Below are 22,663 nucleotides of genomic sequence, written 5' to 3' on the forward strand. Positions count from 1 at the left end.
CCGGATAAACGAGGCGCTTCGGCCGCAACAGTCGTACACTGGTCGGTCCACTGCAGGCCGGTTCCCCGCGCGGGAACCGGCCTGCTCGCCCCTCAAGGAGGTGCGCCCGGATGACCAGTACGGTCCCCGCGCTCGGAACCCGTACGGCCGAAGGCTCAGCCCTGCAGGCCGTACTTCTCGACATGGACGGAACCCTCGTGGACACCGAGGGCTTCTGGTGGGACGTCGAGGTGGAGGTCTTCGCCGGCCTCGGCCACACCCTGGACGACACCTGGCGCCATGTCGTGGTCGGCGGCCCCATGACCCGCAGCGCGGGGTTCCTGATCGAGGCCACCGGCGCCGACATCACCCTCGCCGAACTCTCGATGCTGCTCAACCAGGGCTTCGAGGACCGCATCGACCGCGCCCTGCCGCTGATGCCGGGCGCCGCCCGGCTGCTCGCCGAACTCTCCGAGTACGAGATCCCCACCGCCCTGGTCTCCGCCTCCCACCGGCGCATCATCGACCGCGTGCTCACCTCCCTCGGCCCGCAGCACTTCGCCCTGTCGGTGGCCGGCGACGAGGTGCCGCGCACCAAGCCGCACCCCGACCCGTATCTGACCGCGGCCGCCGGACTGGGAGTGGATCCGGGCAGATGCGCGGTCGTCGAGGACACCGCGACCGGTGTCGCGTCGGCCGAGGCGGCCGGCTGCCATGTGGTCGCGGTGCCCTCGGTGGCCCCCATCGCCCCCGCCGCCCGGCGCACCGTCGTCCCCTCTCTCGAAGACGTCGACCTGGCATTTCTGCGCGGATTGATCACGCTCTGATCATCCACTGATCGATACTTGATGACGGAAATGCGCTGAGCGTTCACCCAGCGTGCAGAGCTGATAGGACATGAATTCCCGGGGCTGGTGTACGAGGGAATTCGAAGCGCGGTGGGCGGTCCAATTCCGGCGCCCATCCCGACCATTGGGCATGTGAGGTTCCCCACTCACCCGGGCCTCGACAGGTCGTGCAGGCTGTGCTCTTCGCCCCGTTTCGGGGTGCGAGGACGTGCCCTTGTGTCCTGATTGATGGAACGCTGCACGAATCCTTCCCCGGTCGGGTTTTCGGTCTGTCCGCAACCGGTTTCGCTGCGTGATGGGGCCTCAACTCCGGTGACTGCGAACCGCTGTGCTGGTGCGGACTAATCTCGTCGCGAGAACCATCGCCTGTACCCCCGTGATCCGCCGCGACACCCCTGCATGCCGGATACACGGACCTGAACAGCTCTGGAGAAACACGAGCATGAACCGCAAGACTTTGGTGCTGCCGGCCGTGGTCGGCCTGCTCGCACCCGTGCTCGCCGCCTGTGGCAGTTCCGACAGCAGCGGCAGCGGCGGGGACGCGATCGTCGTCGGCACCACGGACCGGTTCACCGCCACGAAGGACGCACCCGCGCCGCTCGATCCGGCGTACGCGTACGACGTCGGCACCTGGAACATCCTGCGCCAGACCGTGCAGACCCTGATGATCCAGCCGAAGGGCGAGGGCGACCCCGTGCCCGAGGCCGCGCAGAGCTGCGGCTTCACCGACTCGGGCAACGAGCGCTACGCCTGCACGCTGCGCGACGGCCTGAAGTTCTCCAACGGTGACAAGATCACCGCGGCCGATGTGAAGTACTCCATCGACCGCGCTCGCGCCATCAAGGCCGACTCCGGTGTCTCCGCCCTGCTCAACACCATCGACACCGTCGAGACGCAGGGCGACAACCAGGTCATCTTCCACCTGAGGACCGCGGACGCCACCTTCCCGTACAAGCTGTCGACTCCGGTCGCGGGCATCGTCAATCCCGCCGACTACGAGAAGAACAAGTTGCGCGACGGCTTCGACGTCGACGGATCCGGCCCGTACACCCTTTCCGCCGACGTCAAGAACGACGAGATCGTCAAGGCCTCGTTCACCAAGAACCCCAACTACAAGGGGACGCTGAAGGTGAACAACTCCAAGGTCGACATGATCTCCTACGCGGACGGCGACGCGATGGGCAAGGCCCTCGACAAGGGTGACATCGACGTCATGACCCGCACCATGGCGCCGGAGCAGATCCAGAAGCTGTCCGCCGGCACGGACACCAACGAGGACCTGGTCGAGATGGCAGGTCTGGAGATCCGCTACCTCGCCTTCAACACCGACGCGCCGACCGTGAAGAACAAGGCCGTCCGCCAGGCGATGGCCCAGCTGATCAACCGCGGCGAGATCGTCGCCAAGGTCTACGGCACCCAGGCCGAGCCGCTGTACTCGCTGGTCCCGGCGAGCATCACCGGCCACTCCAACTCGTTCTTCAACAAGTACGGCGACCCCAGCACCGCCAAGGCCAAGGCCCTGCTGACCGCCGCCAACATCACCACCCCGGTGAAGCTGACGCTGCACTACACGACCGACCACTACGGCTCGGCCACCAAGAAGGAGTTCGAGGTCCTTCAGAAGCAGCTCAACGACAGCGGACTGTTCGACGTCGACATCCAGGGCTCGCCCTGGACGAAGTTCGTCCCGGCCGAGCGCAAGGGCAAGTACGACGTCTGGGGCATGGGCTGGTTCCCGGACTTCCCGGACGCCGACAACTACCTCGCGCCCTTCCTCGACAAGGACAACTTCCTCAAGTCGCCCTACCGCAACAGCAAGATCATCAACACGCTGATCCCGGCGTCCCGTCGCGAGGCCGACCGCCTCGCGGCCTCCTCCAACCTGACCGAGATCCAGGACATCGTGGCCGACGACGTCCCGATCCTGCCGCTGTGGCAGGGTAAGCAGTACGTCGCCGCCCGTGGTGACGTCACGGGGACCGCGTACGCGCTCAACTCCTCCTCGACCCTGCAGCTGTGGGAGCTCGGCCGTGGCGTGAGCGGCTGATCTCTCTCGTCCCCGGGGCCCGGGGAGTGTGGCCCCGGGGTTCCGAACCCGACGAGAAGGCACAAGCAGTGAACATGCGTAACCAGTGGCCAGTCCTGCCCGTAGTGGCGGGGCTGGCCTCCGGCCTGCTGACCGGATGCGGAACGAGCGGCTCGGACTCCGGGGGGACCGGCTCATCCGTCGTCATGGGAATGTCGGACGACGTCCTGGCCACCGACCCCGCCTCCGGTTACGACCCGGGTTCCTGGCTGTTGTTCAACAACGTCTTCCAGTCGCTGCTCAGCTTCCCCGACGGAGGCACGGAGCCCGAGCCGGAGGCCGCCAAGTCGTGCACCTTCACCGACACGTCCACCAAGGTCTACCGGTGCACCCTCAAGGACGGCCTCAAGTTCAGCAACGGTGACCCGCTCACCTCGAAGGACGTCAAGTTCTCCTTCGACCGCATGCTCAAGATCAACGACGCTGCCGGTCCGGCCATCATGTTCCCCATGCTGGACAAGGTCGACACGCCGGACGCCACGACCGTCGTCTTCCGGCTGAAGGTGCCCGACGCCACCTTCCCGAGCAAGATCGCCTCCGGTGCGGGCTCCATCGTCGACCACACCCAGTACGACGGGAACAAGCTGCGCAAGGACGGCCAGGCGGTCGGCTCCGGCCCGTACAAGCTGGACTCGTTCGGCGGCGACAAGGCCGTCTTCTCGGTCAACGGCAACTATCGGGGCAACGCGAAGGCGAAGAACTCCGGCGTGACGCTGAAGTTCTTCCACGGTGACCCGTCCGCCCTGAAGAAGGCGCTGCTCGACGGCACCGTCGACATCGCCTACCGGGGTCTCAGCGCGCGCGACATCGCCGACATCCAGAACGCCGACAACAACTCCAAGGCCGAGGTCGTCGAGGGCAGCAGCGCCGAGGTCCAGCACCTGGTCTTCAACATGAAGGACCCGGTCACCGGGAAGCTGGGCGTGCGCAAGGCCATCGCCTACCTGCTCGACCGCGACGCCCTCATCAAGGACGTCTACCAGGGCACGGCCACCCCGCTGTACTCGATCATCCCGGCGGGCATCGCCGGCCACAACACGGCCTTCTTCGACACCTACGGCGCCAGCCCCTCACCGGCCAAGGCCGCCGCCGCCCTGAGGAACGAGGGCATCACCGGCAAGGTGAAGCTGACTCTCTGGTCCACCCCGTCGCGCTACGGCCCGGCCACCGACCAGGAGCTGAAGGCGATCGCGGGCCAGCTCAACGCCAGCGGCCTCTTCCGGGCCGACGTCAAGTCCGTGGCCTTCGACCAGTACGAGAAGGACATCGCCAAGGGCAAGTACGGCGTGTACGTGAAGGGCTGGGTGCCCGACTACCCGGACGCCGACAACTTCACGGCGCCCTTCTTCGGCCGGGGCAACGTGCTGAGCAACAACTACAACAACCGCATGATCACCGGCACCCTCATCCCGCGTACCGCCGCCGAGAGCGACCGCGCCGCGACCGACAACGACTACGGCAGACTGCAGGACATCGTCGCCGACCAGCTGCCCGTCCTCCCGGTCTGGCAGGCCAAGCAGTACGCGGTCACCCGCGAGAACGTCTACGGCCTCGAGTACTGCCTCGACGCGTCGACGGTCTTCCGGTTCTGGGAACTCAGCAAGGGCTGAGCGACGGCCGTACGCAGACGAAGGGCGCCCTCAGCGCGAGAGGGCGCCCTTCGTGTCGTACCGGCTGCCGCTACTGCGCGCCGGGACGCACCAGCCCGCTCTCGTACGCATACACCGCGGCCTGCACCCGGTCACGCAGCCCCAGCTTCGTCAGCACATGACCCACGTGCGTCTTGACGGTGGTCTCGCTGACGAACAGATCGGCGGCGATCTCCGCGTTGGACAGGCCGCGGGCCACCAGCTTCAGCACCTCCACCTCGCGCTCGGTCAGCGTGTGCAGCGTGTCCGGCACGGGCTCGTCCCCGGAGGGCAGATGCGTGGCGTACTTGTCCAGCAGCCGCCGGGTGATGCTCGGCGCCAGCATGGCCTCACCGCCCGCCACCACCCGGATCGCCTGCACCAGCTCGTTGGCCGGCGCGTCCTTCAGCAGAAAGCCGCTTGCACCCGCCCGCAGCGCCTCCACCACGTACTCGTCGAGGTCGAACGTGGTCAGCACCAGCACCTTCGCCGGGCCGTCCCGCCCGGGCCCGGTGATCTGCCGGGTCGCCTCCACCCCGTCCATACGGGGCATACGGATGTCCATCAGGACCACATCGGGCTGCAGCGCCCGCACCTGGTCGAGGGCCTGGAGGCCGTCTCCGGCCTCGCCGACGACCGCGATGTCCTGCTCGGCCTCCAGGATCATCCGGAAGCCGGTACGCAGCAGCGGCTGGTCGTCGACCAGTAGGACGCGGATGGCCACGTAAGTCTCCTTCGCTAGTCCGGCCCCATTCTGCCCTGCGGGACGCCCGCGGACTCGGCCGCCCTCAGACCGGCGAACAAACCCAAGCCTGCACGGCATCGCACGGCATGCACAGGCGGTGCGTCGCTGCCTCGCCGGAGTGGCTGCCTGCCTTGTCGGCTTCGGTTGCGCGCGCCTGCGGGGGGTGCCGTCTGCGCCCTCCCGTGCCGCCCTGGCGGTGGGCCCAGGCGGCCCGGCACGGCAGAGCAAGCCGGTGCCTGCGCGGCGGCGTGCGCCATGCACGCGCGGTGCGTCGCTGCCTCGCCGGAGTGGCTGCCTGCCTTGTCGGCTTCGGTTGCCCGCGCCTGCGGGGGTGCCCTCCCGTGCCGCCCTGGCGGTGGGCCCAGGCGGCCCGGCACGGCAGAGCAAGCCGGTGCCTGCGCGGCGGAGCGCGGCAGGCTCGCCCGGTGTGTTGCCGGACCGCCCCTCGGGCGCAGGGGGGTTTATTCGCCGGTTCTGAGCGGCAGTGGGTACGGCGGGGGAGTGCCGCCGAATTCCGGGCAGTGCGCCTGGTGGTCGCACCAGCCGCACAGCTTGGTGGGGCGCGGACGCCAGTCTCCCGACTCCGTGGCCTGGCGGATCGCCTCCCACAGCGCGAGCAGCTTGCGCTCGACCCGCTCCAGGTCGGCGAGGACGGGGTCGTAGGTCAACACGTCCCCGCTGCCCAGATACACGAGCTGCAGCCGCCTCGGCACCACGTTCTTCAGCCGCCACACCACCAGGGCGTAGAACTTCATCTGGAACAGCGCGCCCTCGGCGTACTCCGGACGCGGCGCCTTGCCCGTCTTGTAGTCGACGATCCGCACCTCGCCCGTGGGCGCCACGTCCACCCGGTCGATGATCCCGCGCAGCATCAGTCCCGAGTCCAGCTCGGCCTGCACGAACAGCTCCCGCTCGGCCGGCTCCAGCCGGGTCGGATCCTCCAGCGTGAACCAGCGCTCGACGAGCTGCTCCGCCTCGCCCAGCCAGCGGGCCAGCCGCTCGCCCTGCGGATCGTCCTCGAACAGCTCCACCACTTCCGGCCGGCTCTCCCGCAGCCGGTCCCACTGCCCGGGGATCAGGGACTTGGCGCGCGGCGCGGTCCGCTCCGCGGCCGGGGCGTCGAAGAGCCGCTCCAGCACCGCATGCACCAGCGTGCCCCGGGTCGCCGCCTCGCTCGGCTTCTCGGGCAGCCGGTCGATGACACGGAACCGGTAGAGCAGGGGGCACTGCATGAAGTCACTGGCCCGCGAGGGCGACAGACTGGCCGGCGCTATGGCGACGCGCGGGCTGGTGCCCGCCGTCTCGACCGGCGGCGCCGCTTCCGCCTGCTCCACCGCCACCGGCGCATCCGCCTGCGCCACCTCGCTGCTGGGGGCCTCCGCCGCGCCCTCCGTACTCGTCTCCATGCCCCAGACCATACGGCCCGCCACTGACAGTGACCCGCCCGCGGCCGTGACACCTGCGACGCCTGGGGAAAGAGAAGGGGTGCCGGAGCGGAACGCCTCCCGGCGGCCGCATACCATCGACCCGAGACCCTTCCGCCCGGCAGGCGCGGGAGACGCTTCGAACGAGGGGACATCGTGGACGAGAGCGGCGGGAGCGGGCAGCCGCGGCCCGGCACCGACGAGCCGGCCGAGCACCACGCAGGGTCGGCGGCCCCGGCCGCCCCCGAGCCCGCCCCGGCCGACCAACAGCCCCCGACGGCCGCCGAGGACAACCCCGCGCCGGACAACGGCACCAAACCCGCGACCACCGGCGAGCACGAGAACCGGCCCGCGCCAGATGACACGCCCGCCCCGGAGAAGAGCCCCGCGGAGGGCCCCGAGGCGAACGGCCCGGTGGACGAGCGCACCTTCGCCCACTCCGCCACCGCCAAGAACCGCCCGCCCAAGCGCCCCCGGGAACCCGGCGGCGGCCTCCTCATGGGCCGCCCCTTCGGCGTGCCCGTGTACGTAGCGCCCAGCTGGTTCCTCGTCGCCGCCCTGATCACCTGGGTCTTCGGCGGCCAGCTCGACCGCGTCCTGCCCGAACTCGGCGCCGCCCGCTACCTCGTGTCCCTCTTCTTCGCCGTCGCGTTCTACGCCTCCGTCCTCGTCCACGAACTGGCCCACACCGTCGCGGCCCTGCGCTTCAAACTCCCCGTCCGCCGCATCCAGCTCCAGTTCTTCGGCGGCGTCTCCGAGATCGAGAAAGAGGCCGAGACACCCGGCCGCGAATTCGTCCTCGCCTTCGTCGGCCCGCTGCTGTCGCTCGTCCTCGCCGGCCTCTTCTACGTCGCCCTGCAACCCGTCGAGCCCGGCACCGTCCCCGGCGTCCTGCTGGCCGGCCTGATGATCTCCAACCTCATCGTGGCCGCCTTCAACCTCCTGCCCGGCCTGCCCCTCGACGGCGGCCGGATGCTCCGCGCCGTCGTCTGGAAGATCACCGGCAGGCCCATGAGCGGCACCATCGCCGCTGCCTGGGTCGGCCGCGCCCTCGCCGTCTCGGTCCTCATCGGCCTCCCGCTGCTCACCCATTCCGGCGCCCTCGGCACCACCGCCGAGGACAGCGTCGGCATGGACACCGTCACCGACGCCCTGCTCGCCGCCATCCTCGCCGCCATCATCTGGACCGGCGCCGGCAACAGCCTCCGCATGGCCCGCCTCAGGGAACACCTGCCGGAACTGCGCGCCCGCAACCTCACCCGCCGCGCCGTCCCCGTCGAGACCGACACCCCCCTGTCCGAGGCACTGCGCCGCGCGAACGCCGCCGGCGCCCGCGCCCTGGTCGTCGTCGACCCCGAAGGCAACCCGCTCTCCCTCGTCCGCGAGGCCGCCATCGTCGGCGTACCCGAACACCGCCGCCCCTGGGTCGCCGTCAGCGGCCTCGCCCAGGACCTCACCGACGGCATGCGCGTCTCCGCGGAACTCGCCGGCGAAGACCTCCTCGACGTCCTGCGGGCCACCCCCGCCACCGAATACCTCGTGGTCGAGGAGACCGGCGAGATCTACGGCGTCCTGTCCGCCGCCGACGTCGAGCGCGCCTTCGTGAAAGCCATGGCCAGGCCCTCGTCCTAGTGGTCGGCGGCCCCCGCAAACCCCGGTAGTCTGTTCACATGTCCGAACCGACCGGTGCCGCCCGCAGGCGCGGGCCCTTCAAGGTCGGGGACCAGGTTCAGCTGACCGACCCCAAGGGCCGCCACTACACGTTCACGCTCGAGGACGGGAAGAACTTCCACACCCACAAGGGTTCCTTCCCGCACGACGAGCTGATCGGTGCTCCCGAGGGCAGCGTTGTCCGCACCACCGGGAACGTCGCCTACCTCGCGCTGCGCCCCCTGCTCCCCGACTACGTCCTGTCCATGCCCCGCGGGGCCGCCGTCGTCTACCCCAAGGACGCCGGGCAGATCCTCGCCTTCGCCGACATCTTCCCCGGCGCGCGCGTCGTCGAGGCCGGCGTCGGCTCGGGCTCGCTCAGCAGCTTCCTGCTGCGCGCCATCGGCGACCAGGGCATGCTGCACAGCTACGAGCGCCGCGAGGACTTCGCCGAGATCGCCCAGCAGAACGTCGAGCGCTACTTCGGCGGCCCGCACCCCGCCTGGCAGCTCACCGTCGGCGACCTCCAGGACAACCTCTCCGACACCGACGTCGACCGCGTCATCCTCGACATGCTCGCCCCCTGGGAGTGCCTGGAGGCCGTCTCCAAGGCGCTCGTCCCCGGCGGCATCCTCTGCTGCTACGTCGCCACCACCACCCAGCTCGCCCGGACCGTCGAGTCCATCCGCGAGATCGGCTCCTTCAACGAGCCGACCGCCTGGGAGACGATGATCCGCAACTGGCACATCGAGGGCCTCGCCGTCCGCCCGGACCACCGGATGATCGGCCACACCGGCTTCCTGCTCACCGCCCGCCGCCTCGCCGACGGCGTCGAGCCGCCCATGCGCCGCCGCCGCCCCGCCAAGGGCGCCTACGGCGAGGACTACGCCGGCCCCAACGCCGACGGAGGCGGCCGCTGACGCGGCCGCACACCGCACCCAACGAAAGGGCGCTGCCGCCGAGTTCCCGGACATCATCCGCAACTCGGCCGCAGCGCCCTTCTGTTGACACAACCTTACAAACCGAACAAACCCGGCACCACTCATTCGAGGAACCGAACACCCCGCCGTTCCCCCGCACTGTGACGTGTGGCACGATGCAGGCCACCCCCACCGGCACAGCCCTCACAGGAGACACTCCTAGTGCAGCAATCCGCCGTCCCGGAACTGGCACACACGCACACCCGCCCCATCCACTGGGTCGCCACCGCCGCGGCCGTCTCGGGCGTCATGGCCCTCTCCTCGCTGCTGCAGCCCAACTCCGCGACGGCGGCCCAGCCGGCCGGCCCCCGGGCCGGGACCGCCCGCACGGCGACCGCACCCAGTACCGCGGGCATCGACTTCCCCCTCACCTGCGGCCCGGTCAAAGCCGTCGTAGAGAAGAAGGGCACCGGGGACCTCGACGGCGACGGAAACCCCGAAACCGTGGCCGTCGTGCACTGCGACGCCCCCATGGGCACCCCGCCCGACGGCGTGTACGTCCTCACCCGCGGCACGGACGGAAAGCCGCGCGTGGTGGCGACCCTGCTCGACCCCAAGACAGGTGACACCGTCGGCGCCTTCGCCGTACACGACGGAGCCGTCACGGCGACGCTGCTCGGCTACTCGTCCGACGACGTGCCCCGCTGCTGCCCGGACGTGACGCAGAGCGCCAAGTGGCAGTGGAAGAACGGCGCGTTCACGCGCTCCACGCCCGCCGGGGCGCACAGCGTCTGAGCCGGAGCGCCCGCCGTGTGAGAAAACAGACAGATGTGACGGCCCGTGTCCGCCCGGTCACTCCGCGTCCGGGCCGTAGACCTCGATCTTGTCCGAAACCCGACGCACATGGATGCAGTCGCCGGGACACTCCTTGGCGGAGTCCACCACATCCGTCAGAAGCGGCAGCGGGACGGGGGTCGTGGCGCCCGGGGCCTGCAGCAGCTCGTCGTCCGCGCCCTTCACATAGGCCAGACCGTCGATGTCCAGCTCGAACACCTCCGGCGCGTACTGGGCGCAGATTCCGTCGCCGGTACACAGGTCCTGGTCGATCCAGACCTCCAGCTCCTCGCCGCCGGTCGCGACCTCCTGCTGCACGCTCATGTCTCCTGCCGTTTCGGCTGTCGAGCCGGCGAAAAATCGGGCCGGCTCTGACGGGTGCTGACCGACTCGACCCTACCTCCGGCCACCTCCCCGTCCGTTTCGGCGGTACTCCGGGTTTCAACCGGCCCCTGCAGGTACTGCCCGGACCGCAAGCCTCGAACACTTCTTCGCCTGGGGTGATCCTCCCGACATCGACCGAAGAGAACCTCCTGTATGGCCGAAAATCGCCGTACGAGTCTGCCCTGTGGACCGCGTCACGTCACCGGCGCACGGCGTAGCCCCAGGCCCCGCCGCACGCCACCCACCGAGCCGCCGCGCTCCTGTTCGCAGGTGCGCGGCGTTGACAACTAGGCTCGACACCGATGGGTGTTGAACACTCCATCACCGACTACTGCCTGCTTTCGAAGGTTGATGAATGGGTATTCCCCTGGCGTGAGGAACGGCGCAAGGGGCAAGATCGGACACGCCCCTACCGTCTTTGTGATCTAGGGGTTTCAATCGACACCCACCCAGGTAGGGTCTGGAAGCGTCCAGCTCCCCTTGGAGGAGGTGAGGACCGTGGCAGCCCACGACGACGACATGAACCGCGGCATCCGCCCGGGACGAGGGTCCGACGACCCGGCCGGGCAGATTGCCTACCTTGAGCAGGAGATCGCCGTCCTGCGACGCAAGCTCGCCGACTCTCCGCGACACACGAGGATTCTCGAAGAGCGGATCGTCGAGCTGCAGACCAACCTGGCCGGCGTGTCCGCCCAGAACGAGCGACTCGCCAACACGCTCCGTGAGGCCCGCGACCAGATCGTGGCCCTCAAGGAAGAGGTCGACCGGCTCGCACAGCCACCGGCCGGCTTCGGAGTCTTCCTCACGGCGAACGAGGACGGCACGGCCGACATCTTCACCGGAGGCCGCAAACTCCGCGTGAACGTCAGCCCCAGCGTCGACCTCGAAGAACTGAGGCGCGGCCAGGAAGTAATGCTCAACGAAGCGCTCAACGTGGTCGAGGCCATGGAGTTCGAGCGCGTCGGGGACATCGTCACCCTCAAGGAGATCCTCGAGGACGGCGAACGAGCCCTGGTGCTCGGGCACACCGATGAGGAGCGGGTGGTACGGCTCGCCGAGCCACTGCTGGACGTGAACATCCGCCCCGGTGACGCCCTGCTGCTCGAACCCCGTTCCGGCTATGTCTACGAGATCGTTCCGAAGAGCGAGGTCGAGGAACTCGTCCTCGAAGAGGTTCCCGACATCGGTTACGAGCAGATCGGCGGACTCGGCGGCCAGATCGAGGCCATCCGCGACGCGGTCGAGCTGCCGTACCTCTACCCGGACCTCTTCAAGGAGCACGAACTGCGGCCGCCCAAGGGCGTCCTGCTGTACGGGCCCCCCGGATGCGGAAAGACGCTCATCGCCAAGGCCGTCGCCAACTCGCTGGCCAAGAAGGTCGCCGAAGTCACCGGCCAGGCCGCCGGCAAGAGCTTCTTCCTCAACATCAAGGGCCCCGAGCTCCTCAACAAGTACGTCGGTGAGACCGAGCGGCAGATCCGCCTCGTCTTCCAGCGTGCGAGGGAGAAGGCCAGCGAGGGCACCCCGGTCATCGTCTTCTTCGACGAGATGGAGTCCCTCTTCCGCACCCGAGGCTCCGGTGTCAGCTCGGACGTGGAGAACACCATCGTCCCCCAGCTGCTCGCCGAGATCGACGGTGTGGAGGGCCTGCAGAACGTGGTCGTGATCGGCGCCTCCAACCGCGAGGACATGATCGACCCCGCCATCCTGCGCCCCGGTCGCCTCGATGTGAAGATCAAGATCGAGCGCCCCGACGCCGAAGCCGCCAAGGACATCTTCGGCAAGTACCTCACCGAACGCCTCCCCCTGCACGCCGACGACCTCGGCGAGCACGGCGGCAGCAAGACGACCACCGTCGAAAGCATGATCCAGACGGCCGTCGAACACATGTACGCGGAATCCGAGGAGAACCGCTTCCTGGAGGTCACCTACGCCAACGGTGACAAGGAAGTCCTCTACTTCAAGGACTTCAACTCCGGCGCCATGATCGAAAACATCGTCGGACGCGCCAAGAAGATGGCGATCAAGGACTTCCTCGACCACAACCAGAAGGGCCTCCGCGTCTCCCACCTCCTCCAGGCTTGCGTGGACGAGTTCAAGGAGAACGAAGACCTCCCCAACACCACCAACCCGGACGACTGGGCCCGAATCTCCGGAAAGAAGGGCGAACGGATCGTCTACATCCGCACCCTCATCACCGGAAAGCAGGGCGCCGACACCGGACGCTCCATCGACACGGTGGCGAACACCGGTCAGTACCTGTAAAAAACAGGGCGGCTGCGGGTGCCCTCACCGGGTACCCGCAGTCGACTGTTTTTCAGGCCAAGACCGCAACAAGAGGCGCGCAAGGCAATGACGCAAATGATCTCCCCACCAGCGCAAAGCCGTTCTAGGCTCTTCGGTACCGCCGAGTCGCGCAGTGCGGGGACGGGCACCGCACACGCACCGGAGCGCCAGCGGTACTTGAGCAGCGTCCCCGACCGAGGGCGCCGCCGGGCAAGGAGGGCCGCATGACCGTACGGCGAGTAATGGGCATCGAGACGGAGTACGGCATCTCCGTCCCCGGCCACCCCAACGCCAATGCCATGCTCACCTCGTCCCAGATCGTCAACGCCTACGCGGCGGCGATGCACCGGGCCCGCCGGGCCCGCTGGGACTTCGAGGAGGAGAACCCGCTGCGCGACGCGCGAGGCTTCGACCTCGCCCGCGAGGCCGCCGACGCCAGCCAGCTCACCGACGAGGACATCGGCCTCGCCAACGTGATCCTCACCAACGGCGCACGACTCTACGTCGACCACGCCCACCCCGAATACAGCTCCCCCGAGGTCACCAACCCCCGCGACGCCGTCCTCTGGGACAAGGCCGGCGAACGCATCATGGCCGAAGCCGCCGAACGGGCCGCCGCACTCCCCGGCGCCCAGCCGATCCACCTCTACAAGAACAACACCGACAACAAGGGCGCCTCCTACGGCACGCACGAGAACTACCTGATGAAGCGGGAAACCCCCTTCTCGGACATCGTGCGCCACCTCACGCCCTTCTTCGTCTCCCGCCAGGTCGTCACCGGCGCCGGCCGCGTCGGCATCGGCCAGGACGGCCACGAACACGGCTTCCAGCTCAGCCAGCGCGCCGACTACTTCGAGGTCGAAGTAGGCCTGGAGACCACCCTCAAGCGCCCGATCATCAACACGCGCGACGAGCCCCACTCCGACGCCGAGAAGTACCGCCGCCTGCACGTGATCATCGGCGACGCGAACCTCTCGGAGATCTCGACCTACCTGAAACTGGGCACCACAGCCCTCGTGCTGTCGATGATCGAAGACGGCTTCATCGCCGTGGACCTCGCCGTGGACCAGCCCGTCCGCACCCTCCACCAGGTCTCCCACGACCCCACCCTCAAGCGCCTGGTCACCCTCCGCAGCGGCCGCACACTCACCGCCGTCCAGCTCCAGATGGAGTACTTCGAGCTCTCCCGCAAATACGTCGAGGAACGCTTCGGCGCGGACGCCGACGACCAGACCAAGGACGTCCTGGCCCGCTGGGAGGACACCCTCAACCGCCTGGAGAACGACCCCATGAGCCTCGCCGGCGAACTGGACTGGGTCGCCAAGCGGGAACTCATGGAGGGCTACCGGCGCCGCGACGGCCTCGACTGGGACGCCGCAAAGCTCCACCTCCTCGACCTCCAGTACGCCGACGTACGCCCCGAAAAGGGCCTCTACAACCGTCTCGCGGCCCGCGGCCGCATGAAGCGCCTCCTGGACGAGAACGAGGTCGAGAGGGCCCGTACGAAGCCGCCGGAGGACACCCGCGCCTACTTCCGCGGCCGCTGCCTGGAGCAGTACGCGGACGACGTCGCGGCGGCCTCCTGGGACTCCGTGATCTTCGACCTCCCGGGACGGGACTCGCTCCAGCGCGTCCCAACCCTGGAACCGCTTCGCGGAACGCGAAATCACGTCAAGGAACTCCTGGACCGCTGCCGCACGGCGGAAGACCTGGTCAGGGTGCTGTCCGGCGGCTGAGCGGACGCGAGGGCCGAACCGGCCCGACAGGGTGGAAAGTCCAACGTCAGGGAATCATCGAGGTGGCCCCCGTACGTTGTAGCAACTGCGGGGCCGATGTCAGACCCTGCTTGTAGGGTCTGATCAAGAACGTCGAACCGAGCGGGGTGAGGGGTTATGGCGACCAAGGACACCGGCGGCGGCCAGCAGAAGGCGACGCGCTCCACGGAGGAGGTCGAGGAGCAGGCACAGGATGCGCAGGCATCCGAGGACCTCAAGGAGCGCCAGGAAAAGCTGAGCGATGACGTGGACTCCGTCCTCGACGAAATCGATGACGTACTCGAGGAAAATGCCGAGGATTTCGTGCGTTCATTCGTGCAAAAAGGTGGAGAGTAAAGGCCGCGAGATCACTTCTGTCTTCGAATTGAAGGCGGCGGGGGATGAGGGTGGCTGGCGAATCAGACGCGAAGCAATGCAGGAAATGCGGGCGAGACCTGCCTCTTGCTGCATTCGCGCGCGACAAGAATCGGCGTGACGGCCTCCAGGTGCACTGCCGGGAGTGCGTGGCGGAGTACAGCGCCGCGCACTACCGGCGGCGCCGAGAGGCACTGGGCAAGCCGGTCCGGGAGAGGGTGGATGTCCCGACCGGGCACAAACTCTGCAGGACATGCGGCGAGGTCAAGCCACACAGCGAGTGGCATGGCAACGCCACTGCGTCCGACGGCCTGTCGACGCGCTGCAAGGCCTGCAGGGCGGTCCAGAGCCGGCAGGACCATCTGAAGCGTCAGTACGGCATCACCGAAGCCGAGCGTGACGAGTTGATCGCCTCTCAAGGAGGCGTCTGCTGCATATGTTTGGCGGCTGTGCCCGAGCATGTGGATCACTGCCACAAGACGGGTAGGGTCCGAGGCGTACTGTGCTTCAGCTGCAATGCCGCACTGGGGCAGTTCAAGGATCGGCCCGATGCCATAAGGCGGGCTGCTGCTTACGTGGAAGGAATCGCGTGGAAGCCAACACTCGTAGCACCGGGCGTCTACCAGCTGCCTTCCTGACGCCTGGCTCGTCGTCCTTCATGGACTTTCTGTCCGAGCACCAGCCGGAGATGCTGCCGGGCAACCGGCAGCTGCCCCCGACGCAGGGCGTCATCGAGGCGCCGCACGGCACGACCATCGTGGCCGTGACGTTCCCGGGCGGTGTCGTGCTGGCCGGTGACCGTCGCGCCACCATGGGCAACGTCATCGCGCAGCGGGACATCGAGAAGGTGTTCCCGGCCGATGAGTACTCGGCGGTGGGTATCGCCGGTACGGCGGGCCTGGCCGTGGAGATGGTCAAGTTGTTCCAGCTGGAGCTGGAGCACTTCGAGAAGGTCGAGGGGGCGCAGCTCTCGTTGGAGGGCAAGGCGAACCGGCTGTCGACCATGATCCGTTCCAACCTGGGCATGGCCATGCAGGGTCTGGCCGTGGTTCCCCTCTTCGCCGGTTACGACGTGGACCGCGGGAAGGGGCGCATCTTCTCCTATGACGTGACGGGCGGCCGCTCCGAGGAGCACGGGTACGCGGCCACGGGCTCCGGTTCGATCTTTGCGCGCGGTGCCATGAAGAAGCTCTTCCGTGATGACTTGAGCGAGGCCGACGCCACGACGCTCGTGGTGCAGGCCCTGTACGACGCGGCTGACGACGACTCGGCGACGGGTGGTCCCGATGTCGCCCGCCGGATCTATCCGATCGTGACCGTGATCACCGAGGACGGTTTCCGCCGGCTGACGGAGGACGAGTCCTCCGAGATCGCTCGCTCGATCCTGGCGCGGCGGCTGGAGCAGCCCGACGGTCCGCGGGCCGCGCTGCTGTAGCCGGGTGACCGGCTCTTACGAAGGTGATCGCGTGACTTCGACAGAAAGGGACGGATAACCGGTGTCGACGCCGTTCTATGTCTCACCCCAGCAGGCCATGGCCGACCGGGCGGAGTACGCCCGTAAGGGCATCGCCCGTGGTCGCAGCCTGGTCGTGTTGCAGTATGCCGACGGCATCGTCTTCGTCGGCGAGAACCCGTCCCGTGCGCTGCACAAGTTCAGCGAGATCTATGACCGGATCGGTTTTGCGGCCGCCGGCAAGTACAACGAGTACGAGAATCTGCGGATCGGTGGTGTGCGGTACGCCGATCTTCGTGGTTACACCTATGACCGTGATGATGTGACGGCCCGCGGTCTTGCCAACGTGTATGCCCAGACGCTGGGCACGATCTTCTCCAGTGCGGCCGAGAAGCCGTACGAGGTGGAGCTGGTCGTCGCCGAGGTGGGTGAGACGCCCGAGGGTGATCAGATCTATCGGTTGCCGCATGACGGGTCGATCGTGGACGAGCATGGTTCGGTCGCGGTCGGTGGCAATTCTGAGCAGATCGGCACCTATCTCGATCAGCAGCACCGTGAGGGCATGTCTCTCGCCGAGGGGCTGAAGCTGGCCGTGCAGGCGCTGTCGCGTGATACGAACGGCACGCAGCGGGAGATTCCCGCTGAGCGTCTGGAGGTCGCGGTGCTGGACCGTACGCGTCCGCAGGCGCGGAAGTTCAAGCGGATCGTGGGTCGCCAGCTGTCTCGGCTCCTGGAGGCGGACGGAGCGGCGACCGAGGCCGAGAGCAGTGCGGAGGAGGGTTCGGACGAGGAGTAGGCCGACAGGCCGCCTTGCCCCCGTCCCGCTCCTGTGTGCCCCGGTCGTCTATGCGGCCGGGGCACAGGGCGTTCAGGGGGCGCTGGGCGGCGCTGTCGAGCCTCGTGCGACCAGGTGGACGGGGATGTCGCCCCCGTCGGGCACACGTCCCTCCAGGACTGCGAGCAGGGCCTCCATGCCGCGCTCGCCGAAGAGTTCGGCGTCGAGGCGGACGGTCGTGAGTTCGGGGTCGAGGGCGGTGGCGAGGGCGAGGTCGTCGAGGCCGGTGACGGAGAGGTCGTCGGGGATGTGCAGGCCGAGGCGGCGGGCTGCTTTGTAGGCGCCGGCGGCGAGTTTGTCGTCGTCGCAGACCACGGCGGTGGGCCGGGGGCCGGGGGCGGAGAGGGCGGCTTCGGCGGCGGTCAGGGCGCCCTCGATGGAGATCGGTGCCCGAACCGTCCGTACCGAGGTGCCGGGGACGGCTCCGACGCGTGCGGCCAGTTCGCGCGCGCGTACCTCGAAGGTCCAGGAGGCCACGTCTGCCGCGAGGTGCAGGAAGTGGCGGTGGCCCAGGCCCAGCAGGTGTTCGGCGACCTGTCTGACGCCGTCCGTGATGTCGAGGTTCACGGTGGCCGCGCCGAGGCTGCCCCTGGGGTCGCTGTCGAGCATGACGAGGGGGAGTTGGTCGCCGCGGATGGCGGTGAGGGCGTCGGCGGCCATGGAGGAGGCGATGACGCCGTCTAGGGCGGCCTGGGCGGAGGCGAAGGGGTCGCGGGCGGGGCCGATGCCTTCGGGGGAGGGGTACAGGACGACGCCGAAGCCGTGGTCGGCGGCGACGCGGGCGGCGCCCGTGTAGACGCCCGCGAAGAACTCCGTCGTCAGTGCCGGGACCACGAGCAGGACGGTGCGGGTGCGGCCGAGGCGCAGGTTGCGGGCGGCGAGGTTGGGCCGGTAGCCGAGGTCGCGGGCGGCTTGGCGTACGCGTTCGGCGGTCGTTGCGGAGACGCGGCCGCGCCATTTGTCGCCGAGGACGAGGGAGACCGCGGCCTGGGAGACGCCGGCGGCCTGGGCGACGTCGCGGCTGGTGGGGCGGGTGCTGCCGGGTGCCACCGTGGGCCTGCTCCTTGTCTGCTGGTCGTGCGCCTCCGGGCGCTCCGGCTGCCCTTCGGCTCACTTCCGTCGTCTGGACGCGTGAACAGCGCACATGGTACGTATGAGAAGGGACGTTATACGTAACACTTCCGGCGTCGGTCCGGGTGAGGGGAAGCGGGCATGGCTGCGGGATACGTGGAGATCTTCAGGACGCGGCACGCCGCGCGTCTGCTCGCCGGCACGCTGGTGGGCCGGCTGCCGTGTGCGGTCGCGGCGATCGCCGTCGTGCTGTTCGTGCGGGCGGAGGGCGGAACCTACAGCCTGGCCGGTGGGCTCGCGGCGGTGTACGGGGTCGCCAATGCCGTGGGGCAGCCGCTGCTGGGACGGCTGGTGGATCTGTACGGGCAGCCGCGTGTCCAGCTGCCCGCCGCGCTCGCTTCGGCGCTCGCCATGTCCGGGTTCGCTGTCGTCGGCATCGATCCGCCGGCGCTCGCGTATGTGTGCGTGGCGCTCGCCGGGCTGTTCACCCCTCCCCTGGAGGGTGGCCTGCGGGCGCTGTGGTCCTCGGTGCTGCGCGACGAGGGTCAGGTGCAGACGGCGTACGCCTTGGACGCCGTCGCCCAGGAAGTCATGTTCACCGTCGGGCCGTTGCTGGTGACGCTGTGCGTGTCGCTGTGGTCGGCGCAGGTGGCGCTGGTGCTCGTCAATGTCCTCGGTGTGCTGGGTGCGCTGTCGGTGGTCGTGTCGCCGCCTTCGCGTGTGTGGCGTTCCGCGCCCCGTGAGGCGCACTGGCTGGGTGCGCTGCGCTCGCCTGGTCTGCTGGTGCTGCTGGGGGCGTTCCTGGCGGTGGGGATCGCGCTCGGGTCCATTGCGGTCGCGGCCGTGGCGTATGCGGACGGACACGGTGGGGATGCGGTGTACGGCTGGCTGATGGCGGCGATCGGCCTCGGGGCTCTCGTGGGCGGTACGGCGTACGGGGCGCGGCAGTGGAGTGGTGCGCCGGAGCGGCGACTGCGGGTGCTGGTGGCGCTTCTGGCGGTGTGTTATCTGCCGCTCACTCTGATGCCGGGTCCGGTGGCGATGACGGTGCTCGCGGCGGTTGCGGGGCTCTTCCTCGCGCCGTGTCTCGCGTGTGCGTTCGTCCTCGTCGACCGGCATGCGCCGCGTGGCACGGTCACCGAGGCGTTCTCGTGGATTGTGACGACGTTCACAGTGGGTTCCTCCGTGGGAACGGGCCTGGCGGGCCCGGTCGTCGAGCGGGGCGGGGCGGTGTGGGGGTTCGCCGTGCCGGGTGTCGCGGGGGCCGTGGCGCTGCTGGTTCTGCTGGCCACCGGGAAGGTCCTTGCAGCTCCCGCGGGGAGCGCGGTGGTTGCGGCTTCATCGGAAAATGATCCAAACCGTGCCGTCGAACCCCGTTTCAGCTCAGGGGATCGGGCGTAATGTTCAGTCATGGACCGCCGCATTTTCGGGCTGGAGAACGAGTACGGCGTCACGTGTACGTTCAGGGGACAGCGCCGCCTGTCTCCCGACGAGGTGGCGCGGTACCTCTTCCGCCGTGTCGTGTCATGGGGCCGCAGCAGCAATGTCTTTCTGCGAAACGGCGCCCGCCTCTATCTCGACGTGGGCTCACATCCGGAATACGCGACACCGGAATGTGACAACGTGACCGAACTGGTCACCCACGACAAAGCGGGCGAGCGCATTCTCGAAGGACTCCTGGTGGACGCCGAACGACGCCTGCACGAGGAGGGAATCGCGGGCGACGTCTACCTCTTCAAGAACAACACCGACTCGGCGGGCAACTCCTACGGCTGTCACGAGAACTATCTCGTCGCACGTCATGGGGAGTTCTCCCGGCTCGCGGACATTCTCATTCCGTTCCTCGTCACGAGGCAGCTTCTGTGCGGTGCCGGCAAGGTGCTGCAGACTCCGCGGGGCGCGGTGTACTGCGTCAGCCAGCGGGCCGAGCACATCTGGGAGGGCGTCTCCTCGGCGACGACCCGTTCGAGGCCCATCATCAACACCCGCGACGAACCGCACGCGGACGCCGAGCGCTACCGCCGCCTGCACGTCATCGTGGGCGACTCGAACATGTCCGAGACGACCATGCTGCTCAAGGTCGGAGCGACCGACCTGGTGCTGCGCATGATCGAGGCGGGCACGGTGATGCGGGACCTGACCCTGGAGAACCCGATCCGGGCGATCCGCGAGGTCAGCCACGACATCACGGGCCGGCGCAAGGTGCGTCTGGCCAGCGGCCGCGAGGCGTCCGCCCTCGAGGTGCAGCGCGAGTACTACGAGAAGGCCGTGGACTTCTGCGAGCGCCGCGGTATCCGCACGGGCACCGTCGAGCAGGTCCTGGAGCTGTGGGGCCGCACGCTGGACGCGATCGAGGCGGAGGACCTCGACCGGATCGGCACCGAGATCGACTGGGTGATGAAGTACAAGCTCATCGAGCGGTACCGGGCCAAGCACAACATGACCATGTCGCATCCGAGGGTCGCGCAGATAGACCTCGCCTACCACGACATCCACCGTCGTCGTGGCCTGTACTACCTGCTCGAGAGGAAGGGCCAAGCGGCCCGGATCTGCAACGACTTGAAGATCTTCGAGGGCAAGTCCGTTCCGCCGCAGACCACTCGGGCCCGGCTGCGCGGCGACTTCATCCGCAGGGCCCAGGAACAGCGCCGGGACTTCACGGTCGACTGGGTCCATCTGAAGCTCAACGACCAGGCGCAGCGCACGGTGTTGTGCAAGGACCCGTTCCGTTCCGTGGACGACCGGGTGGAGAAGCTGATCGCAGGAATGTGAGCTATGTGAACAAGGCGTTCCGGTGAAAGCCCGGAACGCAACACGGGCGCCGTACGTTTCACGTACGGCGCCCTTCTCACGCCGTAGAGTTGCGCGCACGCCATCCACAAGATCGACCGATACGAGGCCTTAACCGTGCGCCGACGCTCCCTTCTCATCGCCGTTCCCGCAGGACTGGTCACACTCGCCGGATGCGGTGACGAAAAGTCCGCCTCGAGCAAGGCCGAAGCGAGTCCGGCGCCCTCCGCACCGGCCACGTCCGCCGCGCCGCCGCCCAAGATCGTCGACGGGCCGCTGCCGGCGATCACGGCGGGCACGAAGTTCGGTGAGAAGCCGACCGTCGCCAAGGGCACCGGCGAGCCGTCGAAGAACCTCGCGGTCAAGACGCTCATCGCGGGCGGCGGGCAGACGATCGCGGAGAACGACTATGTGCAGGCCCACTACCTCGGCCAGATCTGGAACACGGCGAAGGTCTTCGACAACTCCTACGACCGCAAGACGCCCCTGATCATCCAGCTCGCCGAGGGCAGCATCATCGACGGCTGGCGGTACGGCCTGACGGGCAGGAAGACCGGCAGCCGCGTCGAAATGGCCGTCCCGCCCACCTGGGGGTACGGCACCTCGGGCAACTCGCAGGCGGGTATCAAGGGCACCGACACGCTGGTGTTCGTGGTGGACGTGCAGGCCACGTTCAACGCCAAGAGCTCCGCCAAGGGCTCGGAGGTGGCGCAGAAGGACGCGGCGCTGCCCAAGGTCGGCACCAACACCGACGGTGCGGCGCCCTCCATCGAGGTGCCCAAGAAGGCCGCGCCCACCAAGCTGGTGGCGACCTACATCATCGAGGGCGACGGCCCCGTGGTCGGCGCGCAGGACACGGTGCTGGTGCAGTACAAGGGCGTGTTCTGGGACTCGGGCAAGGAGTTCGACTCCTCCTACAGCCGCAAGGCGCTGACGTCGTTCGGGCTGCAGCAAGTCGTCAAGGGCTGGGGGCAGGGCCTGACCGGCAAGAAGGTCGGCAGCCGGGTCCTCATCGTCGTCCCGCCGAAGCTGGGATACGGGGACAAGCCGCCGGCCGGCAGCGGCATCAAGAAGGACTCCGTGCTGGTCTTCTCGGTCGACATCCTGGCCAAGATGTAACGGCCCGGTGATGTAAGACTGTGCGTGTTGCCTTTCCGCAGACAAGCAGGAGCTAGAGACGTGAGCATCGAGAAGCCCGAGATCGACTTCCCGGGCGGCGAGCCCCCGGCGGACCTCGAGATCAAGGACATCTGGGAGGGCGACGGCGCGGTGGCGCAGGCGGGCCAGACCGTCACCGTCCACTACGTGGGCGTCGCCTTCAGCACCGGCGAGGAGTTCGACGCGAGCTGGAACCGCGGGACGCCGTTCCGCTTCCCGCTCGGTGGCGGCCGCGTCATCAAGGGCTGGGACCTGGGCGTGCAGGGCATGAAGGTCGGCGGGCGTCGTCAGCTGACGATCCCGGCCCACCTCGCCTACGGCAACCAGAGCCCGACTCCGGCGATCAAGCCGGGCGAGACGCTGATCTTCGTGGTCGACCTCGTCGCGGTCTGATCGCCGCCGCGACCGGACCCGATCACCTGGGGCCCATGCCTGTCCGGGCA

20 protein-coding genes are annotated in these 22,663 nt (G+C 68.5%); 16 read left to right on the top strand and 4 right to left on the bottom strand.

Annotation, left to right across the window (positions count from 1 at the left end):
- Nucleotides 1–110: 110 nt before the first annotated feature.
- The 3 genes from ACWC1K_RS21645 (at nt 111) to ACWC1K_RS21655 (ending at nt 4,523) form a co-directional block, all read left to right on the top strand.
- Nucleotides 111–806, top strand: a complete 696-nt coding sequence (locus ACWC1K_RS21645) for an HAD family hydrolase (RefSeq protein ID WP_450833444.1) — start codon at nt 111–113, stop codon at nt 804–806.
- Nucleotides 807–1,269: 463 nt separating this feature from the next.
- The gene (locus ACWC1K_RS21650) at nt 1,270–2,874 is read left to right on the top strand and encodes an ABC transporter substrate-binding protein (RefSeq protein WP_450833445.1); all 1,605 of its coding nucleotides are present in this window, start codon (nt 1,270–1,272) and stop codon (nt 2,872–2,874) included.
- A gap of 68 nt (nt 2,875–2,942) precedes the next feature.
- Entirely contained in the window at nt 2,943–4,523 is a 1,581-nt protein-coding gene (locus tag ACWC1K_RS21655) for an ABC transporter substrate-binding protein (RefSeq protein ID WP_450833446.1), read from the top strand.
- A gap of 70 nt (nt 4,524–4,593) precedes the next feature.
- Here the strand turns inward: ACWC1K_RS21655 and ACWC1K_RS21660 are convergent, their stop codons facing one another.
- Both ACWC1K_RS21660 and ACWC1K_RS21665 read right to left on the bottom strand, forming a co-directional pair.
- Nucleotides 4,594–5,265, bottom strand: a complete 672-nt coding sequence (locus ACWC1K_RS21660) for a response regulator (RefSeq protein WP_099927643.1) — start codon at nt 5,263–5,265, stop codon at nt 4,594–4,596.
- Nucleotides 5,266–5,747: 482 nt separating this feature from the next.
- Complete coding sequence (locus ACWC1K_RS21665) at nt 5,748–6,692, bottom strand: RecB family exonuclease (protein WP_450833448.1); 945 nt, start codon at nt 6,690–6,692, stop codon at nt 5,748–5,750.
- A gap of 174 nt (nt 6,693–6,866) precedes the next feature.
- Between ACWC1K_RS21665 and ACWC1K_RS21670 the strand changes: the two genes are divergently transcribed.
- From ACWC1K_RS21670 to ACWC1K_RS21680, 3 genes are all read left to right on the top strand, one after another.
- Entirely contained in the window at nt 6,867–8,342 is a 1,476-nt protein-coding gene (locus ACWC1K_RS21670) for a site-2 protease family protein (protein WP_450833450.1), read from the top strand.
- A gap of 38 nt (nt 8,343–8,380) precedes the next feature.
- Nucleotides 8,381–9,280 carry a tRNA (adenine-N1)-methyltransferase gene (locus ACWC1K_RS21675; protein WP_351466181.1) on the top strand — a complete coding sequence of 300 codons (900 nt, stop codon included), beginning with the start codon at nt 8,381–8,383 and terminating at the stop codon, nt 9,278–9,280.
- 222 nt (nt 9,281–9,502) lie between these two features.
- A complete protein-coding gene (locus tag ACWC1K_RS21680) occupies nt 9,503–10,075 on the top strand; it encodes a hypothetical protein (RefSeq protein WP_450833452.1) in 573 nt (190 codons plus the stop codon).
- 57 nt (nt 10,076–10,132) lie between these two features.
- On the opposite strand, the gene ACWC1K_RS21685 is transcribed toward ACWC1K_RS21680, so the two are convergent.
- Complete coding sequence (locus tag ACWC1K_RS21685; protein WP_351466187.1) at nt 10,133–10,438, bottom strand: ferredoxin; 306 nt, start codon at nt 10,436–10,438, stop codon at nt 10,133–10,135.
- 558 nt (nt 10,439–10,996) lie between these two features.
- Here ACWC1K_RS21685 and arc point away from each other — a divergent pair.
- From arc to prcA, 6 genes are all read left to right on the top strand, one after another.
- Entirely contained in the window at nt 10,997–12,763 is a 1,767-nt protein-coding gene (arc, locus tag ACWC1K_RS21690; protein ID WP_099927637.1) for a proteasome ATPase, read from the top strand.
- Nucleotides 12,764–13,008: 245 nt separating this feature from the next.
- The gene (dop, locus tag ACWC1K_RS21695) at nt 13,009–14,520 is read left to right on the top strand and encodes a depupylase/deamidase Dop (RefSeq protein ID WP_450833454.1); all 1,512 of its coding nucleotides are present in this window, start codon (nt 13,009–13,011) and stop codon (nt 14,518–14,520) included.
- A 156-nt stretch (nt 14,521–14,676) separates the two neighbouring features.
- Entirely contained in the window at nt 14,677–14,895 is a 219-nt protein-coding gene (locus ACWC1K_RS21700) for a ubiquitin-like protein Pup (RefSeq protein WP_011027899.1), read from the top strand.
- A gap of 44 nt (nt 14,896–14,939) precedes the next feature.
- A complete protein-coding gene (locus tag ACWC1K_RS21705) occupies nt 14,940–15,551 on the top strand; it encodes an endonuclease VII domain-containing protein (protein WP_450833456.1) in 612 nt (203 codons plus the stop codon).
- Nucleotides 15,503–16,348: a proteasome subunit beta gene (gene prcB, locus ACWC1K_RS21710; RefSeq protein WP_450833458.1), complete on the top strand. Its 846-nt coding sequence runs from the start codon at nt 15,503–15,505 to the stop codon at nt 16,346–16,348. The genes ACWC1K_RS21705 and prcB overlap by 49 nt, the downstream gene beginning before the upstream one ends.
- Before the next feature lie 61 nt (nt 16,349–16,409).
- A complete protein-coding gene (prcA, locus tag ACWC1K_RS21715) occupies nt 16,410–17,162 on the top strand; it encodes a proteasome subunit alpha (protein WP_450833460.1) in 753 nt (250 codons plus the stop codon).
- A gap of 72 nt (nt 17,163–17,234) precedes the next feature.
- Here the strand turns inward: prcA and ACWC1K_RS21720 are convergent, their stop codons facing one another.
- Nucleotides 17,235–18,251 carry a LacI family DNA-binding transcriptional regulator gene (locus tag ACWC1K_RS21720; protein WP_450833462.1) on the bottom strand — a complete coding sequence of 339 codons (1,017 nt, stop codon included), beginning with the start codon at nt 18,249–18,251 and terminating at the stop codon, nt 17,235–17,237.
- A 162-nt stretch (nt 18,252–18,413) separates the two neighbouring features.
- On the opposite strand from ACWC1K_RS21720, the gene ACWC1K_RS21725 reads away from it, so the two are divergent.
- From ACWC1K_RS21725 to ACWC1K_RS21740, 4 genes are all read left to right on the top strand, one after another.
- Nucleotides 18,414–19,673 carry an MFS transporter gene (locus tag ACWC1K_RS21725; RefSeq protein WP_450833464.1) on the top strand — a complete coding sequence of 420 codons (1,260 nt, stop codon included), beginning with the start codon at nt 18,414–18,416 and terminating at the stop codon, nt 19,671–19,673.
- Between the two features lie 9 nt (nt 19,674–19,682).
- On the top strand, nt 19,683–21,044 hold the full coding sequence (pafA, locus tag ACWC1K_RS21730) for a Pup--protein ligase (protein ID WP_059196529.1): 1,362 nt from the start codon (nt 19,683–19,685) through the stop codon (nt 21,042–21,044).
- Nucleotides 21,045–21,179: 135 nt separating this feature from the next.
- Entirely contained in the window at nt 21,180–22,181 is a 1,002-nt protein-coding gene (locus ACWC1K_RS21735; protein WP_450833466.1) for an FKBP-type peptidyl-prolyl cis-trans isomerase, read from the top strand.
- 60 nt (nt 22,182–22,241) lie between these two features.
- Nucleotides 22,242–22,613, top strand: coding sequence for an FKBP-type peptidyl-prolyl cis-trans isomerase (locus ACWC1K_RS21740; protein WP_030945962.1), 372 nt, complete (start codon nt 22,242–22,244; stop codon nt 22,611–22,613).
- Nucleotides 22,614–22,663 lie beyond the last annotated feature (50 nt).

The organism is Streptomyces sp. NPDC001492, from assembly GCF_053597275.1.